Origin of the sequence: Paenibacillus sp. GD4, from assembly GCF_030846225.1 — a bacterium.
GTDB classification, from domain to species: Bacteria; Bacillota; Bacilli; order Paenibacillales; family NBRC-103111; genus Paenibacillus_G; species Paenibacillus_G silviterrae.
This window is the reverse complement of record NZ_JAVCYK010000001.1, coordinates 2,164,098-2,185,510: the sequence shown is the minus strand read 5'-3', so window position 1 is coordinate 2,185,510 and position 21,413 is coordinate 2,164,098. Positions and strand designations below refer to the sequence as shown.

The window sequence follows — 21,413 nt, the reverse complement described above, 5'->3', positions numbered from 1 at the left end:
AGGGAGCACTTTCGAAAGATAGAGAAAATACACCGCGAAATGCTGGGGGCGGCGCGATGGACTGGCTGACGGAAATACGAATTACCGATATCATCGATATAATAATTGTTAGTTACGTGATATATAAGATGATTTTACTGGTCCGCGGAACGCGGGCTATCCAATTGCTGAAAGGCATCTTGGTCGTTGTAGTGACATGGGCCTTGAGCTCCTGGTTTAAGCTGAACACGCTGCAATGGATGATGAACCAAATGTTCACGTTCGGGCTGGTTGGGGTATTTATTATATTTCAGCCTGAGCTTCGACGGGCGCTGGAGCAGCTTGGCCGCGGCACGCTGTTCAGCCGAACCACAGTAGAAGAGGATCAGGAAATCAACCGCCGCATCAATGAGGTGCTGAAGGCGGTAAATTATATGTCCCGTCGTAAGATCGGAGCTCTAATGGTGTTCGAACGCGAAACCGGACTTACGGATTACATCGAATCAGGGATTTCCATTGAATCTCACATTAGCTCGGAGCTGCTCATCAATATTTTCATCCCGAATACGCCGCTTCATGATGGTGCGGTCATTATGAGGAAGCATCAGCTGATGGCGGCGGGATGTTACTTACCGCTGTCGGAGAATCCTTTTATCAGCAAAGAGCTGGGGACACGGCATCGCGCGGCGATCGGGATGAGCGAGGTGTCCGATGCCCTGTGTGTGATTGTGTCGGAAGAAACGGGACAAGTATCGCTGGCGCTGAACGGACACATCCTCCGTGATGTGAAAGAGGATACGCTGCTGGCTAAGTTGTTTGAAGAGCTGAAGCCGAAGGTGAAATCAAAAGAAAAAAGCTCCATTTGGAAATGGAGGCTGCGCTAAATGGATCGTTGGCTCCGCAATACGAATGTCGTTAAGGTGATTGCATTAATTATCGGGATTCTGCTATGGGCTGTTCTGCGGATGGATGGCTCTACCTTGTCGGGCTCGAATAATACAGGTATTAAGGATGAGACGATCTCTAACGTAACGGTAACGCCTATTTATGATGCGAACGAGTTTTTCGTGCAATCAATCGAGCCTGCTCAAGTGTCGGTGACGCTGTCAGGGCGGGATTCGGTGCTGAAGAAAGTGCTCAATACCGCGGAATATTCTGTGGAAGTGAATTTAACCAAGGTAGGCAAGGGTGAGCATATACTGGCTGTAACACCGGTTAATTTCCCTTCGAATGTCACGGTCAAGGTAAATCCGGGAACGGTGAAGGTTGTTGTCGATAAGAAGGAAAACAAATCGATGCCGGTTACTGTGAATGTAACGGGTATTCCGGGTGTTGGACTAAAGGCCGGGCAGCCCGTTGCTAAGCCGAACCGGGTGACGGTAACGGTTCCTAGCGACAGTGCGGACACAGTGGAATCGGTACGGGCCGATATCAGTGTGGAGAAGGCTACTACGCCGGTTTCGAACAAGGTGCGTCTTGTAGCATACGATAAAGACGGGAAGCCGATGGACAAGGCCGTCATCAGTCCGGCTGTCGTTGATGTCGAGGTGCCGATTACAAGTCCGTTTACCCTTGTGCCGCTGCAGCTGAAGCTTGTTGGGGAGCCTCCTCCGGGGTTTGCCGTCGGATCGCTGCGCCAAAGCGTAGATAAGGTAACCGTCTATGGACCGCAGAGCGTGCTGGATCGTCTGGAATTCTACGAAGGACCACAGGTGAACTTAGCGGAGCTTAAGGAGGATAAGGAATTTACTCTCGATATCCCGCTGCGCAACAAAGCAACCCAGCTCGATCCCGGAAAGGTTACGGTTACGGTGGACATTGTTCCTTCCGTTACGAAGACGCTGGCTGGAATTCCAGTTTCGATTATCGGTCAAAACGATGGGTTTAATACAACTGTGATTTCGCCGCAGCAGGGCCAACTGAACCTTACGGTGGAAGGTGCGCCGGATATTCTAGGCATGCTGAAGCCGCAGGATATTCAGGCGATTCTAGATGTGAGCAACCTGCCTCCCGGAAGGCATGAGGTTCCAGTAACGTGGAATCTTCCGACCTTCGTGAAGAAAGGAACGCAGCAGGAGCTTAAGGCTACCGTAGAAATCAGCGAGAAGCAGCCTAAGGCGGCTGCAACTCCGGCGCAATAATGTGTGTTGACGAGCACGTTTTGAAGAGAGGATAATAAGGTAATATATGCTCAGCGGGTTCTTGGAGCCTAGCTGAGCATCATTATGATAGATGGTTAGCATCTAGGGGAGAGGGAAACATGGGGAAGTATTTTGGAACGGACGGGGTACGCGGCGTTGCCAACGCCGGTCTGACACCTGAGCTGGCATATAAAATCGGCCGCTGCGGCGGTTATGTATTAGCAGGGCAAGTAGAGAAGCCGGTAGTTATTATCGGTCGGGACACCCGTATTTCGGGTCCGATGCTGGAAGCGTCGCTGGTGGCGGGCCTCTTGTCGATCGGAGCCAACGTGGTTCGAGTGGGTGTCGTATCTACTCCGGCGGTTGCTTATTTGACGCGTAAGCTGAAGGCGGATGCCGGTGTTATGATCTCTGCAAGCCACAATCCGGTGGAAGACAACGGCATTAAGTTCTTCGCGGGTGACGGCTATAAATTGTCGGATGAGACAGAGCTTGAAATTGAGCGGCTGATGGATGCGGAAACTGATGAGCTGCCTCGTCCGGTTGGCGGGGACATCGGAACCGTTACGGATGATGAAGAAGCAAAGCAGCTCTACTTAGACTATATCCAATCGACGGTGAAGTCGTCTTTTGAAGGCATGAAGGTGGTTCTGGATTGTGCGAACGGTTCGGCTTATGAGCTTGCTCCGAAGGTATTCCGCGCACTAGGCGCTGAGGTTGTGGAGATAGGGTCGGAGCCGAACGGCCGCAATATTAACGACCACTGCGGATCGACGCATCCTGAGAAGCTGCAGCAAAAGGTGCTTGAAGTGAAGGCGCAGCTGGGCCTTGCCTTTGACGGGGACGCGGACCGATTGATTGCCATTGATGAAAAAGGCGAGGAAGTCGACGGCGATTACATTCTGAGCATTTGCGGACACGCGATGAATCAAGCAGGTCAGCTGAACCATTCGACGATTGTAACGACGGTCATGAGTAATATCGGCTTTTTCAAGGGAATTGAGAAGGTAGGACTCAAGGCTGCTAAGACAGCCGTGGGCGACCGGTATGTAATGGAAGAAATGCGTAAGGGCGGCTACAATCTCGGCGGCGAGCAGTCGGGGCATGTTATTTTCCTCGATTATAATACGACGGGGGACGGCATCCTGACGGCGCTGCAGCTGGTGGATACTTTGGTGCAGGCCGGGAAGAGCTTGAGCGAGCTGAAGCAGATCATGCGCAAATATCCGCAAACGCTGGTTAACGTTCGTGTAGTGGATAAGAGCAAGCTGAACGGTAATGCTGCAGTGGAGGAAGCCATTCGCAAGGTGGAGGAAGAGCTGGGCGACAACGGTCGTGTACTGGTGCGTCCGTCAGGTACGGAATCTCTCATTCGGGTTATGGCCGAAGGTCCGGACAAGGAGCAGGTTGAGGCTTATGTTCGGGATATCGCAGCAGTGATTGAACGCGAGCTGGTATAGCAAATACAGATAAATCCCTCAGAACCTGAGCCGGTTTTGGGGGATTTTGCATTCATGGCAGAGATTGTCTGAAAATATCATGAAAATATCAGTTGCACTCGATAGGCAAAATGAATAAGATGGTTATATGTCAAAATGAAACGAAAGGTGGGAAGAGGTTCGAAAATCACGACTAGCGCCAGAACTTGAAGGTTTATGCTTTGAAGTTGACGGTGAATGCCGATTCGGTCTATAGGTCCTATGTGGGTAGCTTGTGCTGCTGGACCTCACTTTATTCCCTAGACACGGTGCTCATGGAAAACGATAGCTGATCTTGAAGTTGACGAGGTGAAGGTGTTCGAAATATTCGGCGGGGACCTTCCGGTATGATCCGTACCGTAAATTCGAAAATCAAAACGTCCGGGTGACTGGGCCGACAAGTTTTCGAGTGGGGTTAGCTTTGTGCTGCACTTTTTTCAACTTGTGCTATTCGATTTACATTTCATTCAAACATTCGGAGGTATTTATATATGTGTGGTATCGTTGGTTATATTGGGAAGCAAAACTCCCAGAAGATTCTGATTGAAGGCTTGAAGAAGCTTGAATATCGCGGTTACGATTCTGCCGGTGTAGCTGTCTACACACAGGAAGGCTTGCAGGTGAAGAAGTCGAAAGGGCGCCTGGCGGTTCTGGAATCGAAGCTGGAGGAGCAGCCGCTGCAAGGTACGGCAGGGATTGGTCACACTCGTTGGGCGACTCATGGTAAGCCATCTGATGTGAACTCTCACCCGCACACGGATAACTCGCAGAAGTTCTCTGTCGTTCACAATGGGATCATCGAGAACTATATTAGTCTGAAGGAAGAGCTGGCGGAGCAAGGGCATGTCTTCGTATCGGAAACAGACACAGAGGTAATCTCGCACCTGGTAGCGAGCTTGTATGAGGGCGATATTGTTAAGGCCGTACAGAAGGCTGTACAACGTATGAAAGGCGCATTTGCTCTGGGGGTACTGACGGAGTATGAACCGGATCGTCTGGTAGCGGTACGTTACTTCAGTCCGCTGATCATCGGTGTTGGCGAAGGTGAGAATTTCATCGGTTCGGATATTCCGGCAATTCTCGAATATACTCGCAATGTGTATATTCTTAACGATGGCGAGATGGCTGTTCTGACGCGAGAAGGCGTGGAGCTTATGACTTTGGAAGGGAATTTTATTTCCCGGGAATTATTCCATGTCGATTGGGATATTATTACGGCAGAAAAAGCCGGATTTGATCACTTTATGCTGAAAGAAATTCATGAGCAGCCAAAGGCTTACCGCGATACGATGGGAAGTCGGATTGATGACTCCGGTCGCCGTGTTGTATTGAACGAAGTGGGCATGACACCGGAGCAAATCAAAGGCATACGCAATGTTCACATTGTTGCTTGTGGTACAGCGTATCACGCGGGTCTTGTTGGGAAGGCTGTTATTGAGAAGCTGGCTCGCATTCCGGTAGAAACGGACGTGGCTTCCGAATATCGCTACCGTTCCCCGATCATTACTCCGGAGACGCTGGTTATCGTGGTGAGCCAATCCGGTGAGACTGCGGATACACTTGCCGCTCTGCGTGAAGCGAAGCGCTGCGGCGCACGTGTCGTTGCGATAACGAACGTAGTCGGCAGCTCTGTAGCCCGTGAGGCGGATGATGTCATCACGACTTGGGCAGGTCCGGAAATTGCCGTAGCTTCAACGAAGGCATATACTTCGCAGCTAATCGCATTCTATCTGTTCGGACTGTATCTGGCACAAACGTTGGGTACGCAAGAAGAGGCATATATTGCCGAAGTGATTGCTGACCTGCAAGCTTTGCCTGAGAAGGTGGAGCAAATTCTGGAGCAAGCGGAAGTTATTAAGGATGTTGCGGAGCAGGTATCAACGCACGACAACCTGTTCTTCATCGGCCGCGGCTTGGATTATGCGGTTGTGATGGAAGGCTCGCTGAAGCTGAAGGAAATCTCGTATATTCACTCGGAGGCGTATGCAGCAGGAGAGCTGAAGCACGGCACGTTGGCTCTGATTGAAGAGGGAATTCCTGTGATTGCGTTGGCTACCCAGGACGACCTGTTCGAAAAGACGGTGAGCAACATTAAAGAAGTCAAAGCGCGTGGGGCACATGTGTTCGGTATCCATGCGGAGGGTGAGACGGAGCTTGCGAAGGTCGTTGACTACACGTTCGCGATCCCGGCTACCCATCAGTTGCTGACGCCTGCGCTGTCCGTAGTGCCGCTGCAGCTGCTGAGCTACTACGCTTCGCTGGCTCGTGGTAACGATGTTGATAAGCCGCGGAACCTCGCGAAGAGCGTGACGGTGGAATAAGGAGAGGGCGAAAGCCCTCTTTTTTGAAGGATGATAAAAAAGTCTGGAACCAGTAAAGAAACTGTGGAACCAGCAAAAAATGTATGGAACCACTAGAATAGTCCCGATGATGCTTAGTTAGGTCATCGGGATTTCTTTTCCGGGAAGGGGTTTTGGGTAATGTTAGGGGACCGAATTAAGGAAATTAGAAAAAAGAATCGATTGAGCCAAATTCAATTTTCGAACATGATTGGAGTTTCACAAGGAACCCTTAGTGAACTTGAACAAAACAAATATAATCCCTCGTTAGAAACGATTCTTGCCATCATTGAAGGGTTTAACGTAAACGTAACTTGGTTTTTGTTAGGGAATTCCAATATAGGTAGTTTCGGGGAAAACGAGGAGCTTAGTCAGATGGAAAGTACTCTGATTATGGAATTTAGAAAGTTATCTACATATGGCCAAAGTGAGATTCTAGATATTATCGGTTTGAAAAATAAAAGAAATGTTAGACGTTAGAATAACATGATTATATTAACAATTCTCAGACCGTCGATTCCTTCGACGGTCTTTTTGTTGATCGAATGAACTAGCACAGAAACGGATGGTTTCTAACAAGATCCCCCAGTTAGGAACCCTCCGCCAAAAAAGGCTAGTTCATGAAATACTTTATACCATCCCTCTATAGGGCCGCCTCCTCCATTGCCTAGACCCGGACGATTTACGAAATGCTTTGATTTATTTGTGTGAGAGATACAACCATTTTACTTACGATTCTCCCAGGTTTCTTCAAACCGATCTAATTCAAGTAGTGCCGCTTCTTCCGTCACCGCCGGTATCGATTTACACGGTAATAAAGACGTATTCGGCATTTGGATTGGAGAAAACGAATCGGCGAAGTTTAATTATGGCTGGGGACTCCTTACCGGAGAGAGAATATTCAAAGGTTGTTTCGATTTAGGCGTACAATTTCAACTATTTCGTTTTTATGGTAATCATCAAGACCTCTAAACACATTTATCAAATTTTTCTTGATCTCATCCTCAGCAGTCAGGGAAAGATTACAAGATGTAGCCTTTATCTGGCAAAGGTAGGTTGGTTAAACCAACAGTCTTTGTCAGAGCGAGACCGGTCGGGTCATAATAGCCTTATTTTGCTCATATGTATTGACAGTCGATATATCGTTTGTTAGTATATCGTCATACGATATAATTAAAAAGAACGGAGACAGCCCGATGGAGAAGACTAGGGATATGCTGCCTTTGACCGAAGCATTTTATTACATTTTGGTTTCGCTGTATGCTTCTTCTGCGCATGGATACGGCATGATGCAGGATGTGGAGAGGATGAGCGGAGGCCGCGTCAAAATCGGGGCGGGAACATTGTACACTGCGCTCAACAATCTGATGAAAAAAGGACTGATCGTCCCTTCGGACGAAGTTGAAGCGGATTCGCGCCGCAAAACCTATGCAATTACTCCGCTTGGTAAGCAAGTCGTGATGGCGGAAATGGAGCGAATGGAAGAACTGTTGCGTAACGGCCGAAAGGTCACACAACTTTAGGGAGGAATGATCCACATGAGAAAGGATGCTGGGAGCGCCAAATCAGTATACAAAAGCCGATATTCTTTCGTTTGGAACTATAAGAACGATGAAGTTTGGTTGACCGACTTGTCGACGGGCGGGCTGCATCTGAGCTGTCCGGGATTTATTCGTTACCGCTTCGATTACGATCCGAGTGTCCGGTACGAGTATCGGATGGATTACCAAGACACGATGAACTCCAAGCAACTGGAAGATTATTGCGATTTGTATGCGGATGCCGGCTGGGAGTATGTAGGGACTTGTGTCAACTGGCGATACTTCCGGAGGCCTTATCTAGAAGGGGAGACGACCGAACTATATAGCGACAAGGAATCGATTCGATCGTTTTATCGGAAAGTCCAGAAGATGCTTGGAGTCGTAGCTTTGGCAAACCTGGCGATATTGCTAGGGAATTCCACACACTGGATCAGCGGCTGGTCGGGGGAAGGCCGAATTTCAACTTTCATAGGCGCATTGAATGTGATCCAATTGCTCTGCACGTTGCTGCTCGGCTATGGGGTGCTGAGATTTCAGAAACTTATCAAGCTGCATACCGACTAAGACGATCATATAAGACTTCAAATCGCTGAAATAACGGAAGAACTATAGCTAAAGACATGAAGGCAGCCGCTTCAGAAAGTTCGGCTGCCTTCGTTGCGCTAAATGGTCGTTTAAGATCTTTCGCGCTGAACCATATCATAAGTAACGGCAAGTTATCAATTATCAGGACTATCGGATGAACTTTCTGTCGCCCGTGAAACTCTTATATAGGAGCGAGGTGAAGAGATGAGGGTTGCCCTAAGGGTCAAGCAAGCACAAAGAGGGAACAAAGAAGCGCTTCTTCAATTGATTCTGGCCGAGAAGGATGTTTATTACAGGCTTGCTCTTGCTTACATGGGGCAAGAGCACGATGCGATGGATGCGCTGGAGGAAATGATCGTCATCTTATACGAGAAGATCGGTCAGCTGAAGAAACCGGATTCGTTCTACAGTTGGAGCCGAACCATTCTGGTAAATCATTGCAAGGCCGTGCTGAAGAGGCGAAACAAGGTGATTCTAATAGAAGATTGGGAGAACAGCAATGGCATGGAGCCCGAGACTGTCGTAGTAAGCGATCCTTACGAACAACTGGACCGGCACATGGACATTCGAAGTTCGCTCGAACGGGTCAACCCGGATCAGAAGGAAGCTATCGAATTGAAGTATTTTCACGATCTCGATTACGAATCAATCGCGAGAATTATGAATGTATCGGTTGGAACCGCAAAATCGAGAGTATTTAATGGGTTAAAAAAACTCAAGGAATGGTACGGGGGGGAATAGGATGAAACGAGTTGAGCGGTTACTAACGGACGAAAGAGAGAGGATAGGTTCCATAACCGCGCCCGATGGCTTGGAAGAGAGGCTTCGGCATGCATTAGCTCGAACACCGGACAAGCGGAAGCGCAGTAGAGCTCCGAAGCTGACTGTCGCCGCGATGGCATTGGCCCTACTGGTATCCACCGTTGGTTACAATTATGAAGGCTTCGCTTACTACGGTCAGAGAATCCTCGGGTTTGACGAAGTTATGACAGGCACTTTAAAAGAGTTAAACGCCGCCGGCCTAGGGCAAACGGTCAACCGGCATGCGATCCTGCAAGACGGAACAGAACTCATCGTCAGTGGTGTGATAGCCGATGCGAACCAGATCATACTTTACTATGCGCTTCGTAATCCGGAAGGGATCAATGAGCGGACTCAGCAGTTTTTTCGATTATCCCGCCTCACGGGCTTCTGGACGAATTCTTTCGCCGATTGGGGAACGACGACGATGAATGATGAGCAGACGGAATTGGTCGGCACCGTGAGCTTTGAATCGGTAAGTCCTTTTGCCAAGAAGCTTACGCTGCATTTCTCTGAGCAGACGGAAGATCATCGTGTAATCGAGGGCAGCCTGACTTTCCCTTATCATCCGGATGAGGCGATCCAGGCGCAGATTAGGCAATCTCTTAAGAAAGAAATTGCTGTGGACCAAGGGACGATCACGTTCGGTTCTATTACCGCAACTCCTCTCTCCACCGTGATTAAAGGAACCTGGAATGTCAATGATCTGGATCGGATTCGTTTGCCGTTCGACGGCATCGAACTGATCGCCAATGGCAAGTCTGTCTTGATGGAAGGGAGCGGGTTCGAACACTCGATGAAAGGTAAAAGGTTTGAGCTTCGATATGACGCGTTGCCCAAAGAGTTGGAGTCTCTGCAATTGGCCGTTAGAGAGTTCCCAGGTTATGAGAAGCTGGCCGAGAAGGTGAGTTTGAAGCTTGTCTCTCCAACGGAGACAATATCTTTGGCAGGCAGGGAGCTATGGATCCGGGATGTCAAGACGAACGGAAAAAGCGCCGAGATTACCCTTGCGACGGATGTTGATGTTCTTCTTGACGGGGTGTCGCTGGAGACGACGTTGGGAACGACCGAATTGCGCACGACCATAGGCCAGAAGGAGAAGAAGCGGGAGGATGGCCGAATTCTTAAGGAACGAACGCTGTTGTTCGATTCGACCGGGCAGCCGGAGTATTTGCAAATCCAAGGGATTCATTATAAGAAGACGTATGATAAGTTCGTGGAGATCCCGCTGGATTGAGCAACAATAAGGGGGGAACCAGGTTAAACAGAGATCGCCAAAACCGTACAAAGAAAACCACACCCAACAAGGAGTGGTTTCTTCGCATTCTAGCACAGCATTCGGTGAAAAAAGCTATAAGCGGGTAGGCGTATTACAATCCGTTATTCGATGGGAAGCCTTTATGATTACTGCCCCAGTCTCGCGCGCGGCAGTGTACGTACTCTTGTCATTTCCGCGCAATGATTTCGAGAATAACGTGGGTTCGACCGACCGCCTCTCCGAACTGAAACGCGTTTGGGAGTCATGCGCGTTCAAAAATATTCCTTCATGGATCAGTGGAAATTGCAAGGCGACGATGGATAAATCTAGGTCAAAAGGCTCTCCGATGAAAGTGACTCCTGTTGAATCCGAATACTCAATCGCTTCATCTACGTTGTTCACGGTCATGCAGAGGTGGCGATAACCGGCTTACCGACCTCTCAATCCACAATAATCTCAAAGTAAAAGATGTCATCATGTGTCGGAGCGACATAAGCAAGTTTTAAGTCTCCGGAGAACCAATCTGTATGAAGATAGCAGAGATAAAACAGGAAATGACTGTACTTACCTGCTCGCACCTTACCTTGCAATACGCCTGCATTTTCCTAACCGCGGGACTCTTTTTAACGCTTGGTGTCTATTAATGTCCTATCATCTGAAAAGAGAGAAGGCTGCCGGCGAACGGCAGCCTATCCTTCCAACTAATCAGTAATATTCCGTGTATAGTATTCGATGATATCTTTGCGGCGAATAATCCCGAGGAACACCCGATCAGCGTCTACGACCGGAACGAAGTTCTGGTCGGCCGCCAACGTCAACATATCGTCCAGATCGGCGCCGATTGCGACGCATTCGACTTTCATCCGTCTTTTTATGGATACGACAGGAATTTCGTGCATTGTATCGAAGTCAAGGCCGGGCGTAGCTTTAAGCTTCCATAATAAATCTCCCTCGGATAGCGTGCCGTAATATAAACCATCATCGTCTAAGATCGGAATGGCCGTATAATTGCTCGCTTCCAATTTATCCATGGCTTCTTTCATAGTAGAGGACGTCAGAAGATAAGAAACCTCTTTTTTGGGATATAAAAACGATTTGATGTCCATCGAATCACGCTCCTTTGGTATATTAAAGCATATTTTTTCACGAGGCGCATGTGGGAGTAAATGGGACATTCGTCGTTCTTGGTCACCAAACCGAGTTGGTTACTGCTTTAATAATAATGATTCTATACTTGGCACTATGTCAAATGGTTCTGTCGTCGATTCGAATCGATTGCATACATTGCCATTTCGGTCGACCAAAAACTTGGAAAAATTCCATTTGACCCCGTCACCGGCGTAGATGTCCGGATACTTTGTTTGCAGAAACTCCTTCATCTGTTTACCACTCGAGGTCTGAGTATCGAAACCTTGAAAGGGTGCTTGCTGGGTGAGATATTGATATAAAGGGTGAATAGCCGGTCCCCTAACCTCCAGTTTTTCAAATAAAGGGAACTTCACTCCAAAGTGGCTTTCGCAATATTCATGTATATCCCGGTTACTCCCCGGCTCCTTCTCGTTGAATTGATTGCAAGGAAAGCCGAGTATTTCCAACCCCTTCTCACGGTGACTTTCGTAAAGCTTTTGGAGATCGGCGAATTGGCGAGAATAGCTGCATCTGCTGGCAGTGTTGACAATAAGGAGAACTTTCCCACGATATATTGATAGTTCAACAAGCTTGCCGCTAATTGATTTGACTTGTATATCGTAGATAGACATCGGATTAGCCCTCCTCGTTCTTGTAATAAATACATAATATGAATACAGATCATTATTTGTCTAATATATAATAAACATAATAGTCATAGGTTAAAACAATGAGTAAGCGGGATCGATACGGGGGCCTCGCTCGAAACGAGCCGATAGTTTTTATATAAGGAAAACTTTACATTTTGGAAAATAGTGAACACATATAGAATGGAGTGAATACAATTCCATGCCAAAGTAGGATGATATGTGGATTATCGCGAAGATGGAAGTGCCGTATGGGAAAGAATTGTAAGGAAGCTGCGAGCTGCCGGTTGTGTTTTTGCCGAGGAAGAGGCCCGGTTGCTTATGGCTTCTTCACGGAATGATAGCGAACTGGCACAGCTGGTGGATCGCAGAGTTGCCGGTTATCCCCTGGAACACATTGTCGGATGGGCGGATTTCTGTGGGATACGAATTGAATTGGATCCAGGTGTTTTCGTGCCTCGGCAACGAACCGAGTTTTTAGTTCGCCAGGCTGTTGCCCTCACTCGACCGGGCGACGTGGTAGTTGATCTGTGCTGCGGTTCCGGAGCTTTGGGCGCGGCCTTAGCCGCTTTGGTGGGGCGTATTGAATTACACTCGGTTGATATCGACCCTGCAGCAGTACAATGCGCCCGTCGTAATATTCGCTTTGACAAAGGCTTGGTGTATGAGGGGGATCTGTACGATCCCCTGCCTGTGCAGCTTTATAACCGGGTCCATGTTATGATAGCCAATGCTCCCTATGTGCCTACGGGGGCCATTCCATTCATGCCAACGGAAGCCCGCGACCACGAGGCGAGGATTGCGCTTGATGGAGGAACGGATGGACTTGACGTCCAACGAAGAATTGTAGCGGAAGCTCCACATTGGCTGGCAAAAGGGGGCGTTCTACTAGTCGAAACTAGCGAAAAGCAGGCGCCGCTGACTGCCGATCTTTTTACTCAATTCGGATTGATTCCCAAATGGGTTCGTTCCGAGGAACTGGACGCCAACGTTATCATCGGAGTTCGAATTGATTCATAGACGTGTTTCTCTTAGCTGGTGCCATTCCGTTTGACTACAACAACAATTTGATTGACAATGTTCGTGAGGATGTCATTTAGTATGTAAAGCGCAAATAAGGAGTCGAAAATCACAGATGCCCAAAGTATCCGTATGTAATCGAATATTTGATGCCGAAGAAGGTACAAAATTAGTTCTGGCTCTCGAGGATCACGGTGTAGATATTATGCATATGTGTGGAGGTCATGCGCAGTGCGGGACCTGCAGGGTAGAAGTGCTCGAGGGCGTTCTGCCGGCTGTTTCAGCACTGGAAACGAGATTGTTCCAGAACAAAGGAATCGAACCGGACGGGCATATTCGGTTATCCTGCCAAATACGGGTAACCTCCGACCTGGAAGTGAAACCGGTACTAACCGTAACTGAAGCGGGGATGGGACCCGGCCCAAGACCAAGAGAGTAAGTAGGGATGATACCATGGATGCTAAGAAGATAGCAGGAGAACAAGCAGCTGAATTCGTGAAGGATGGAATGACCGTAGGACTTGGTACAGGATCAACAGCCTACTGGGCCATCATGAAGGTTGGGCAGCTGGTCAAGGATGGATTGCGAATTCAGGCCGTCTGTACTTCAAGCAATACGGAACAATTGGCAGCTCAGCTCGGAATTCCGATCATGGATATCAACGAAGTCGACAGGGTTGATCTAACAATAGACGGGGCCGATGAAGTCGATCCTCAGTATCAATTAATCAAAGGGGGCGGCGGAGCGTTATTTCGTGAAAAGCTGGTAGCATCAATATCCTCCCAGTTTATTGTTATTGTGGATGAATCCAAGTGTGTCTCCAGCTTAGGCCGGTTTCCTTTGCCCGTCGAGGTGGCTCCGTTCGGGTGGAACATCACAAACAAGCAGCTGATCCAGCTTGGTTGTCAAACCCAATTGCGCCGCGCGGAGCAATCGCCGTACATAACAGACAATGGAAATTATATTATCGATTGCCGCTTCGGAGTCATCTCCAATCCGGAGGAGCTATCCATAAGGCTGAATGGAATCCCGGGCGTTGTAGAAAACGGCTTATTCGTAAATATGACGGATATACTCATCGTGGGGAGTCAAAGTGGCGTGGTTCGGACGAAAATGAAATGAGGATGATGAAAGAACCGAGGGGAGTCCGGAGACTTCCCTCGGTTCTTTAATTCGGCCGGTCCAGCTCAAACAGGTCGCCCAGCTTAGCATAGCTGCTGCCGGCTAAGCGGCTTACCGCCAGTAATTTATTAGCATGTATGCGCCCATTTTCATACAAATCCTCTGCGATATGTAAGTAAACGACCTTACCGATGATCAAATCACAAGCAGGGGCTGTGGGCGTTCCCCCAAGCTCTATTGCTTTTTCTAAAACACACTCCATACGGATTTTTGCTTCTGCAACCCCCGGTACGCCTATTTTTTCGCTGGGAACCGGGGTAAGCTTGGCAAGAAAGACTTCACTTTCTTCCGGCGGAAGATTGGCTGCCGTTTGATTGATGGCTTCGATGTTTGTTTCATCCGAAGCATGAACGACAAAAGAACCGGTTTCCAGTATGTTTCGAGTGGTGTCCTTGTATAGTCCGTTCTTCCGTTGAATCGAGATGGAAATCAGCGGTGGATTTGCGGTAACAATATTGAAATAACTGAAAGGCGCCGCATTCAATACCCCATTACGGGAAAGGGTTGTGATAAAGGCAATAGGCCTTGGCACAATGCTTCCCGTGAGCAGCTTATAGATGTCCCTTTCGCTTTGTAACTCCGGATCAATTCTTAGCATCGTCCGTTCACCTCGATCCCCAATGACTCTGGAACCAAGCGGCCGCGGTGTTCACTTCGGAATGGGTTAAGCGGTGCCCGAATGACTCCCAGGAAACCGTTATGTCGCCCCCGGCGTCGCGAAGGAGCTGCTCCAATTCCTCCGTCTCCTGCGGGGTACAGATCGGATCATTCGTTCCTGCACCGATAAAAATGGGGGTCCCATTCAGCTTCGGTATTTCTATGCCCCTCCGCGGGACCATCGGATGATGCAAAATAGCACCCTTCCATGCCCCCTGATGGTGAAACAAGAGACTGCCGGCGATATTCGCACCGTTGGAATAGCCGATGGCTACGAATTGAGTACGGTCCAGCCCATAGGCAGCCGCCGCTTCACCAAGAAATTCATGAAGCTCATTGGTTCGAATGAGGAGATCCTCCTCATCAAATACACCCTCGCTAAGTCTTTTGAAAAAACGCGGCATTCCATTTTCAAGTACGTTCCCCCGGATACTTAATACCGATGAGGCCGGTGACACGATTTGTGCCACCGGAAGCAGATCTTGCTCTGTACCTCCCGTACCATGGAAAAGAACGAGCGTAGGAGCTTCAGGGTCCGAACCCTTCTGGAAAATATGCTTCATCGTTACTCGACCTCCAGTTCACGAACTTGAATAGGCGGCAGCAGCTTTTCAATTTGTGCCCGATGCGGCTCATACTGTTCGGGAAGCTTCAACCCTTTGCCCAGCTTATCAAAAGCCTCGTCTCGGGTGAACCCCGGCGGGTCGGTTGCAATTTCAAACAGGATGCCGCCCGATTCGCGGAAATAGATCGCATTGAAGTACTGTCTGTCTATAATCGGCGTCGGCTGATATCCATTTTGCGCAACGTGGCTTCTCCATTCCTCGTGATCGGCAAAGTCATTGGCCCGCCAAGCAATATGATGAACGGTTCCGTATCCTCCTGACCCGTGTTCTGCCGGGGTCACATTCAGGTCGATGATATTCCCGACTTCCGCGCTTCCCTTAAACCGGGTCCAGCTCGCATCTTCCGCTATTTTTTCAAGGCCCATGACATTCTCCAGTAAAGCGGAGGTTTCTTTGGGTGACGTGCTATAAAGAACCGCACCTCCGAAGCCCTTGATCGCTTTGTCCACGGGGATGCCGCCAAATGACCATTCACTGTTCGCGCCTTCCTGACGCTCCGTGATTTCAAGCTGTAATCCGTCATGGTCCGTAAACTGCAGATACGTTTCACCGAATCTTTCGGTAAGGCTATAAGGAACATTGAATTTCTGCAGCCGGTCCTCCCAGAAATCCATCGTACCGGCAGGCACAACGAAAGTGGTGATGCCAACCTGTCCGCCGCCGATTCGTCCTTTCCGTCCTGTGGCCCACGGGAAAAACGTCATGATAGTACCCGGACTCCCGGATTCATTACCGAAGTAGAAATGGTACACTTCGGGGGCGTCGAAGTTGATCGTTTTTTTGACAAGACGCAGCCCGAGCACACCGGCATAAAAATCAAGGTTTTCTTGAGCATTTCTTGCAAAGGCCGTGATGTGGTGAATTCCGGTAGTGTGTTTATTCATATGAATGGCTCCTTTTCCGATGGATTATTTATGATTCCCTCTACTTGGCAGACCATTCCTCCGCCCATTTTTCACATTCCTTCATCATGGGTTCTAACGCGCGGCCCTTCTCCGTTAACTCGTATTCGATTCTAACCGGCGTTTCGTCATATACCCGACGGACGACGATCCCTTCTGTTTCTAACTCTTTGAAGCGTTCGGACAGCATTCGATCACTCATCTGCTCAATCATCTTGGAGATATCCGTAAATCGTTTATGCCCACTCAGAAGCGCGCGTATAATCAGTCCTGTCCATCGTTTGCCCAATAATTCAAACGCGGCTTCAAAGCTAGGACACCGTTTGTAATCGAGCTCCATCCGTATCACCTCCAATCTGATTAATAGTAAGTGACTTTACAATAGTAAGTATAACACAAAGTTTTAATAAATAAAAGTAAGTGACTTCATAAAAGTTAGAAAATTATTTTGCCCGACAAGGAAGGACTCTCCGCCCCAAGTTGGCGATAACTGAAGGTGTCCTCTGCGAAGGCAATGAAGCTGTAGATAAGAAACGAATCTGTGATATGATTAGAGTTGCTTGTCAAATTCGTAAGGCAGCCGCGGAATACATTTCTACATAAAAGGATGATGGTAAAGTGATGGAAAGTATCTATAGAGAATGGCCGGCCCGCAGTAAGGTTCATCGCGCGCTGCGAGCTCGGGCCGATCGGGGGGCAGGGGAATGAAAAGTCGTACATCTGTTTTGATCAGCATCGTCTTGGCCATGCTGGTGGCGTCGATGGACTCGACCATAATGAACACGACCATGCCTATCGTTGCCGAAGAACTGGGGCGTTTCGATCTGTATGCCTGGTCGTTCGCGGCTTATATGATCTTCAATACAGTGCTGGCGCCGGTGGCCGGGCGGATTTCCGATCTGTTCGGACGGAAGCGGGTGTTTGCTTGCGGTATCCTGCTCTTTCTCGTCGGATCGCTCTTGTGCGGATTGTCACAGTCCATGGTACAGCTCGTAATTTTCCGGGCGGTGCAGGGGATAGGAGCGGGCGTAATGATGCCGTTCCCGATGATTATCGCAGGGGACTTGTTCTCGGTGGAAAATCGGGGGAAAATCCAGGCGCTGTTCACTTCGATGTGGGGCCTCGCGGCGCTGCTGGCCCCGATGCTTGGCGCCTTTTTCGTGGAATACTTGAACTGGCGCTGGATCTTCTACGTGAACCTGCCCATATGTGTGCTGGCTTTTCTTATGCTGCTTCCTTATAAGGAAGTGTACGAGCCGAAGCCGGCCAAGGTGGACTACATCGGTGCGATCCTGTTTACGATCGGGGTAAGCTTGCTGCTGCTTGTAACGGTCCTGGAGGAAAATCGGGCCGTATTCGGAGTTGTCGGTGCCTTATTCCTCATTTGGTTCTATTTGTTCGAAAGGAAGCAGGCGTCCCCGCTTGTGCCGCTCGGCATGCTGAGTGACCGAACGATTCGGTGGGTCAACATCAACGGCTTCGTCGCTTGCCTTGCACTGTTCGGGGTAGGCAGCTTCATTCCGCTGTTTCTGCAGAGCTTTGCCGGAGCCAGCCTATTTATGAGCGGCCTTCCTCTACTCGGTCTGGCGGCCGGTTGGATGGTCGTGGCGGTGCCGGCCGGTAAGTGGGTGCTGAAATACGGCTTCCGTACGCTGCTTATCGCGGGCAACGTGCTGCTCGTCCTTGCCGGCGGACTGCTTACGCTGATCAATGCAGAGTCGGGGGTCGGCTTCGCGACCGTTTGCCTTACCGTCGTCGGTCTCGCCTTCGGCCTGACGTCGACCGTAGCGATTATTGCCGTACAGCAGCTGGCCGAGCCGCATCAACGGGGAATATCCACCTCGTTCCTTATGTTCTGCCGGAATATCGGCACGGCCGTAGGGGTGACTATCATGGGGGCGATTGTAACCCACACACAGGGCATCGCAGGCTTTCACGGTTTGTTCTTATTTGGCTTTGTCAGTACGCTCGCGGCGCTTGTCACCGCGCTCTTTATCCGTAACCGCGGGCTCGAATCGACCGCGCCGGGTGGGACCGGATCTTAATAACGACAAACAAAACAACGGCTGTCTCCGGCGGCCGTTGTTTTTTCATGCTTAGCAGGACCGTAAACTACAAGCCGACATCATGGAAGAGCTCGTCAAGCTTAAGGAAGGAAGAAAGCAAGCCTAGCTGCAATCGCTCAACGGACGAACCTCTTCTGACAAAGAAGAGGTTTTTCTTACGATGACGGATAAGTTTGGTAGACAGCAAATGAAAAGAAACAGGTCCCTCTGTATATGCTATACTTTGGAAGGAAGACAAGCTGAATCATTATTTATATTCAAAGGAGAGGGAACTTATGATTACCAAACTCGGTCAAGTGATGCTGTACGTCAATAACCAGGATGAGTCGAGAAACTTCTGGACGGAAACCGTAGGCTTTCAAGTCATTTCCGAGGAAAGCAACGGGGACATGAGATGGATTGAACTCGCTCCCTCTAAGGATTCGGAAACGAGCATCATTCTTCATAATAAGGAGCTTATAGCGAAGATGTCCCCGGGCTTGCATCTCGGTACCCCTTCTTTAATGTTTTTTTCAAACGATCTCGATCAATTGTATAACGACCTAAAAAATAAGAATGTCACCGTCGGGGAAATGGTAAGCCTTCCTTCCGGTAGAGTATTCAATTTTGCGGATCGTGAAGAAAATTACTTTGCCGTCATAGAGAAAAAGTAAAACTCGTTGCCCAATAACGAGCGCCCAACTCGGAAGTAGGGGGAAAATCGAAATGAAAACGCATGAGCAATGGATGAACGAAACGATTCAGATGGCGGTGCACAATGTGGATCGGGGCGGCGGTCCGTTCGCAGCCTTGGTCGTACGGGGAGATGTCATCGTCGGTCAGGGGGTCAATACCGTACACCTGCAATCCGACCCGACCGCCCACGCGGAGCTGCTCGCCATCAGGCAGGCATGCACCGCCTTAGGGACAACGGATTTAAGCGATTGCATCGTCTACGCCAGTGGCGAGCCTTGTCCCATGTGCATGGGGGCTATCTACTGGGCGAAGCCCAAAGCGGTCTACTATGCCTGCAGCAAAAAAGAAGCGGCGGCCGCGGTTCAGTTCCCTGATCCCTTGAAAAGCTTCTGGGAGGAAATGAAGCGGCCCGCCGAGCAAAGGAGCATTCCGCTGGAGAAGCTAAGCCCGGCTAGCAGCTTGGCTCCCTTTCAACGCTGGAGCGAGCGAAGCAATCAAAGCTAAGCCCTACAGCGTTTGTCCGCTGTCTACAGTAATGATCTGGCCTGTCATCGCTTCCTGCTCCAAAGCCGTACAGATCAAGGAAGCGATATCCTCGGGCGCTGCGATGCGCTGCAGCAGCAGCTGAGGCGCCAGCCTGTGCATCTGCTCTTCTCTACCGGCCCACCACCTTGTCGCAACGGCCCCCGGTACTACGCAGTTGACCCGTATATCGGGAGACAGGGCCCGGGCCAGCGATTTCGTCAGACCGTGCACAGCCGCCTTGGATACCGCATAGGGGAGAGAAGAGCCCAGGCCGGTTTGCCCCGCGATGCTGCCGAGATTGACGATCGCTCCTTGCTTGCTCTTCTTCATGTAAGGGGCGACAGCGCGCGCGCAATAGAACATTCCTTTGACATTCACATCGAACAGCTCATCCCATACCTCCTCCGTTGCCTCTTCCAAATCGCCAAGCGGGATATGCCGGGTCACGCTGGCATTATTCACAAGCAAATCGATCGTCCCGAATTGCTGCGCTATCTCTTCTACCATTCCCTTAACGTCGCTGTCCCGCGAAACGTCCCCCTGTATGGCTATGGCGCGACCGCCTTGCCGCTCAATCCATTGTACCGTCTCTTCCGCTTCCGCTTGGGAGCGCGAATAATTCACGGCAACGAGGGCTCCTCTTTCAGCAAGTGCAAGGCAGGTGGCTCTGCCGATCCCTGTCCCTCCGCCGGTAACTAAGGCTACTTTATCTTGTACCTTCATCTGTGTTCATCCATCTCCTTTAGCTGAATTACTAATAAGCATGATTGTACAGCGAAGATATGTATTTGTATAATTGAATTAAATGAATACTTAGTTCAAATAAAATGAACCTTAATCAAAGGAGCCTGCCGATGGATCTGAAGACAGTAAAAACATTTCAAATGATTGTGAAGTACGGAAGCTTTCACCGTGCGGCGGAAGAAATGAATTATGTGCAATCCACGGTTACGATGCAAATCCAGAAGCTCGAATCCGAATTGGGTGTCACTTTGCTCGAACGGGGGAAAAAAATCCGATTAACGGAAGCAGGGAGACTGTTCTACGAGCAGAGCCTGCCTATTGTCAAGCAAATGGAACAATTACAGACGAACATGTCGGACCTGCTGTTAGGGGAGAGCGGGAATATCCGTTTGGGGGTGACGGAGCCGACAGCCAGCTACCGTCTGCCTTGCATCTTGAAGAAATTCATGGCGCAATATCCGAACATTCGTATCTCCCTGGAATTCGGGAATACACCGGGGCTGACCGCGCGGCTTCTCCAAGGGGAGCTGGATTTGGCGTTAGGCTCGGCGCCCGAGCTGGGGTCCGAGATCTATTTTGAGCCCTTGTTCCAAGAGGAGTTTGTACTCCTTATGCCGGAGGATCATCCGCTTGCCTCATTACCCGTGATTGTGCCGGAAAATCTGCGGGATGCTCGTCTGCTCATTACTTCAGAAGCTTGTCCGTACCGCAGAAAGCTGGAGATGGTGCTGCAGGAAGCGGGAAACATTCCCATAGATACGATGGAGATCGGCAGCATGATCGCCTTGAAGTTTTATGTGGAAAGCGGACTAGGGATCGCTCTTGTGCCTAAGATCATGGTGGAGCCTGTTCCGGCAGGGACGACGATCCGAGCCTTAAGCGGGAGTCTGATCTCCATGAATTTCGGCATTCTCTCCAAGCCGTTGGAATACCCGACGCATCAGGCCGGCTCCAAGCTGTACCAATATCTGAAGCAGGAGCTGCTTGCCTAAACATGTCAGGGCTGATTTCGTAATTTAGCGTAGCTTTATCATAAAAAAACACATTGTGAATGGAAGGAACAAGGTTTAGGATAGATTTAGAAACGTTTCTGAAACAATTCTTCCCATATGTAAGGAG

At 49.5% G+C, this 21,413-nt stretch carries 23 protein-coding genes; 16 read left to right on the top strand and 7 right to left on the bottom strand.

The annotated features are described in order from the left end of the window. Positions 1 to 56 precede the first annotated feature (56 nt). The 9 genes from cdaA to RAC89_RS10095 all read left to right on the top strand — a co-directional run bounded on the left by cdaA (position 57) and on the right by RAC89_RS10095 (position 10,101). Positions 57 to 863 (top strand): diadenylate cyclase CdaA, encoded by an 807-nt coding sequence (cdaA, locus tag RAC89_RS10135; protein WP_284642566.1) that lies wholly within the window; start codon positions 57 to 59, stop codon positions 861 to 863. Continuing rightward, the gene (locus RAC89_RS10130) at positions 864 to 2,120 is read left to right on the top strand and encodes a CdaR family protein (protein WP_306613356.1); all 1,257 of its coding nucleotides are present in this window, start codon (positions 864 to 866) and stop codon (positions 2,118 to 2,120) included. A 119-nt stretch (positions 2,121 to 2,239) separates the two neighbouring features. Next, positions 2,240 to 3,580 carry a phosphoglucosamine mutase gene (gene glmM / locus RAC89_RS10125; RefSeq protein WP_306613355.1) on the top strand — a complete coding sequence of 447 codons (1,341 nt, stop codon included), beginning with the start codon at positions 2,240 to 2,242 and terminating at the stop codon, positions 3,578 to 3,580. 509 nt (positions 3,581 to 4,089) lie between these two features. Then, the gene (gene glmS, locus RAC89_RS10120) at positions 4,090 to 5,919 is read left to right on the top strand and encodes a glutamine--fructose-6-phosphate transaminase (isomerizing) (RefSeq protein WP_306613353.1); all 1,830 of its coding nucleotides are present in this window, start codon (positions 4,090 to 4,092) and stop codon (positions 5,917 to 5,919) included. Positions 5,920 to 6,078: 159 nt separating this feature from the next. Further along, positions 6,079 to 6,417 (top strand): helix-turn-helix domain-containing protein, encoded by a 339-nt coding sequence (locus tag RAC89_RS10115; protein WP_306613352.1) that lies wholly within the window; start codon positions 6,079 to 6,081, stop codon positions 6,415 to 6,417. 716 nt (positions 6,418 to 7,133) lie between these two features. Next, positions 7,134 to 7,460, top strand: coding sequence for a PadR family transcriptional regulator (locus RAC89_RS10110; protein ID WP_306613351.1), 327 nt, complete (start codon positions 7,134 to 7,136; stop codon positions 7,458 to 7,460). A gap of 15 nt (positions 7,461 to 7,475) precedes the next feature. Next, entirely contained in the window at positions 7,476 to 8,042 is a 567-nt protein-coding gene (locus tag RAC89_RS10105) for a DUF2812 domain-containing protein (RefSeq protein ID WP_306613350.1), read from the top strand. Positions 8,043 to 8,267: 225 nt separating this feature from the next. Next, positions 8,268 to 8,804: a sigma-70 family RNA polymerase sigma factor gene (locus tag RAC89_RS10100; RefSeq protein ID WP_306613348.1), complete on the top strand. Its 537-nt coding sequence runs from the start codon at positions 8,268 to 8,270 to the stop codon at positions 8,802 to 8,804. A 1-nt stretch (position 8,805) separates the two neighbouring features. Next, a complete protein-coding gene (locus RAC89_RS10095) occupies positions 8,806 to 10,101 on the top strand; it encodes a DUF4179 domain-containing protein (protein WP_306613346.1) in 1,296 nt (431 codons plus the stop codon). Positions 10,102 to 10,823: 722 nt separating this feature from the next. Here the strand turns inward: RAC89_RS10095 and RAC89_RS10090 are convergent. Continuing rightward, on the bottom strand, positions 10,824 to 11,228 hold the full coding sequence (locus tag RAC89_RS10090; RefSeq protein WP_306613345.1) for a CBS domain-containing protein: 405 nt from the start codon (positions 11,226 to 11,228) through the stop codon (positions 10,824 to 10,826). A 99-nt stretch (positions 11,229 to 11,327) separates the two neighbouring features. Continuing rightward, positions 11,328 to 11,882 carry a glutathione peroxidase gene (locus tag RAC89_RS10085; protein ID WP_306613344.1) on the bottom strand — a complete coding sequence of 185 codons (555 nt, stop codon included), beginning with the start codon at positions 11,880 to 11,882 and terminating at the stop codon, positions 11,328 to 11,330. Positions 11,883 to 12,119: 237 nt separating this feature from the next. Here RAC89_RS10085 and RAC89_RS10080 point away from each other — a divergent pair, with 237 nt between their 5' ends. The 3 genes from RAC89_RS10080 (at position 12,120) to rpiA (ending at position 14,039) form a co-directional block, all read left to right on the top strand. Beyond that, the gene (locus tag RAC89_RS10080; RefSeq protein ID WP_306613343.1) at positions 12,120 to 12,917 is read left to right on the top strand and encodes a putative protein N(5)-glutamine methyltransferase; all 798 of its coding nucleotides are present in this window, start codon (positions 12,120 to 12,122) and stop codon (positions 12,915 to 12,917) included. Positions 12,918 to 13,032: 115 nt separating this feature from the next. Further along, on the top strand, positions 13,033 to 13,356 hold the full coding sequence (locus RAC89_RS10075; RefSeq protein ID WP_306613342.1) for a 2Fe-2S iron-sulfur cluster-binding protein: 324 nt from the start codon (positions 13,033 to 13,035) through the stop codon (positions 13,354 to 13,356). A gap of 14 nt (positions 13,357 to 13,370) precedes the next feature. Then, the gene (rpiA, locus tag RAC89_RS10070) at positions 13,371 to 14,039 is read left to right on the top strand and encodes a ribose-5-phosphate isomerase RpiA (RefSeq protein WP_306613341.1); all 669 of its coding nucleotides are present in this window, start codon (positions 13,371 to 13,373) and stop codon (positions 14,037 to 14,039) included. 46 nt (positions 14,040 to 14,085) lie between these two features. On the opposite strand, the gene RAC89_RS10065 is transcribed toward rpiA, so the two are convergent. The 4 genes from RAC89_RS10065 to RAC89_RS10050 are packed head-to-tail and all read right to left on the bottom strand — an operon-like array spanning position 14,086 to position 16,624. Next, positions 14,086 to 14,697: a flavin reductase family protein gene (locus RAC89_RS10065; protein WP_306613340.1), complete on the bottom strand. Its 612-nt coding sequence runs from the start codon at positions 14,695 to 14,697 to the stop codon at positions 14,086 to 14,088. Between the two features lie 7 nt (positions 14,698 to 14,704). After that, a complete protein-coding gene (locus RAC89_RS10060; RefSeq protein ID WP_306613339.1) occupies positions 14,705 to 15,319 on the bottom strand; it encodes an alpha/beta hydrolase in 615 nt (204 codons plus the stop codon). Between the two features lie 2 nt (positions 15,320 to 15,321). Then, entirely contained in the window at positions 15,322 to 16,266 is a 945-nt protein-coding gene (locus RAC89_RS10055) for a ring-cleaving dioxygenase (protein WP_306613338.1), read from the bottom strand. 40 nt (positions 16,267 to 16,306) lie between these two features. Next, complete coding sequence (locus tag RAC89_RS10050; RefSeq protein WP_306613337.1) at positions 16,307 to 16,624, bottom strand: winged helix-turn-helix transcriptional regulator; 318 nt, start codon at positions 16,622 to 16,624, stop codon at positions 16,307 to 16,309. Positions 16,625 to 16,988: 364 nt separating this feature from the next. On the opposite strand from RAC89_RS10050, the gene RAC89_RS10045 reads away from it, so the two are divergent. From RAC89_RS10045 to RAC89_RS10035, 3 genes are all read left to right on the top strand, one after another. After that, positions 16,989 to 18,329: an MFS transporter gene (locus tag RAC89_RS10045; protein WP_306613335.1), complete on the top strand. Its 1,341-nt coding sequence runs from the start codon at positions 16,989 to 16,991 to the stop codon at positions 18,327 to 18,329. Between the two features lie 296 nt (positions 18,330 to 18,625). Next, positions 18,626 to 19,003 carry a VOC family protein gene (locus RAC89_RS10040; RefSeq protein WP_306613334.1) on the top strand — a complete coding sequence of 126 codons (378 nt, stop codon included), beginning with the start codon at positions 18,626 to 18,628 and terminating at the stop codon, positions 19,001 to 19,003. A gap of 52 nt (positions 19,004 to 19,055) precedes the next feature. Beyond that, positions 19,056 to 19,529 (top strand): nucleoside deaminase, encoded by a 474-nt coding sequence (locus tag RAC89_RS10035; RefSeq protein ID WP_306613333.1) that lies wholly within the window; start codon positions 19,056 to 19,058, stop codon positions 19,527 to 19,529. Positions 19,530 to 19,532: 3 nt separating this feature from the next. On the opposite strand, the gene RAC89_RS10030 is transcribed toward RAC89_RS10035, so the two are convergent. Then, positions 19,533 to 20,273 carry an SDR family NAD(P)-dependent oxidoreductase gene (locus RAC89_RS10030; RefSeq protein ID WP_306613332.1) on the bottom strand — a complete coding sequence of 247 codons (741 nt, stop codon included), beginning with the start codon at positions 20,271 to 20,273 and terminating at the stop codon, positions 19,533 to 19,535. Positions 20,274 to 20,404: 131 nt separating this feature from the next. Between RAC89_RS10030 and RAC89_RS10025 the strand changes: the two genes are divergently transcribed. Next, the gene (locus RAC89_RS10025) at positions 20,405 to 21,286 is read left to right on the top strand and encodes a LysR family transcriptional regulator (RefSeq protein ID WP_306613330.1); all 882 of its coding nucleotides are present in this window, start codon (positions 20,405 to 20,407) and stop codon (positions 21,284 to 21,286) included. The last annotated feature ends 127 nt before the right edge of the window (positions 21,287 to 21,413 follow it).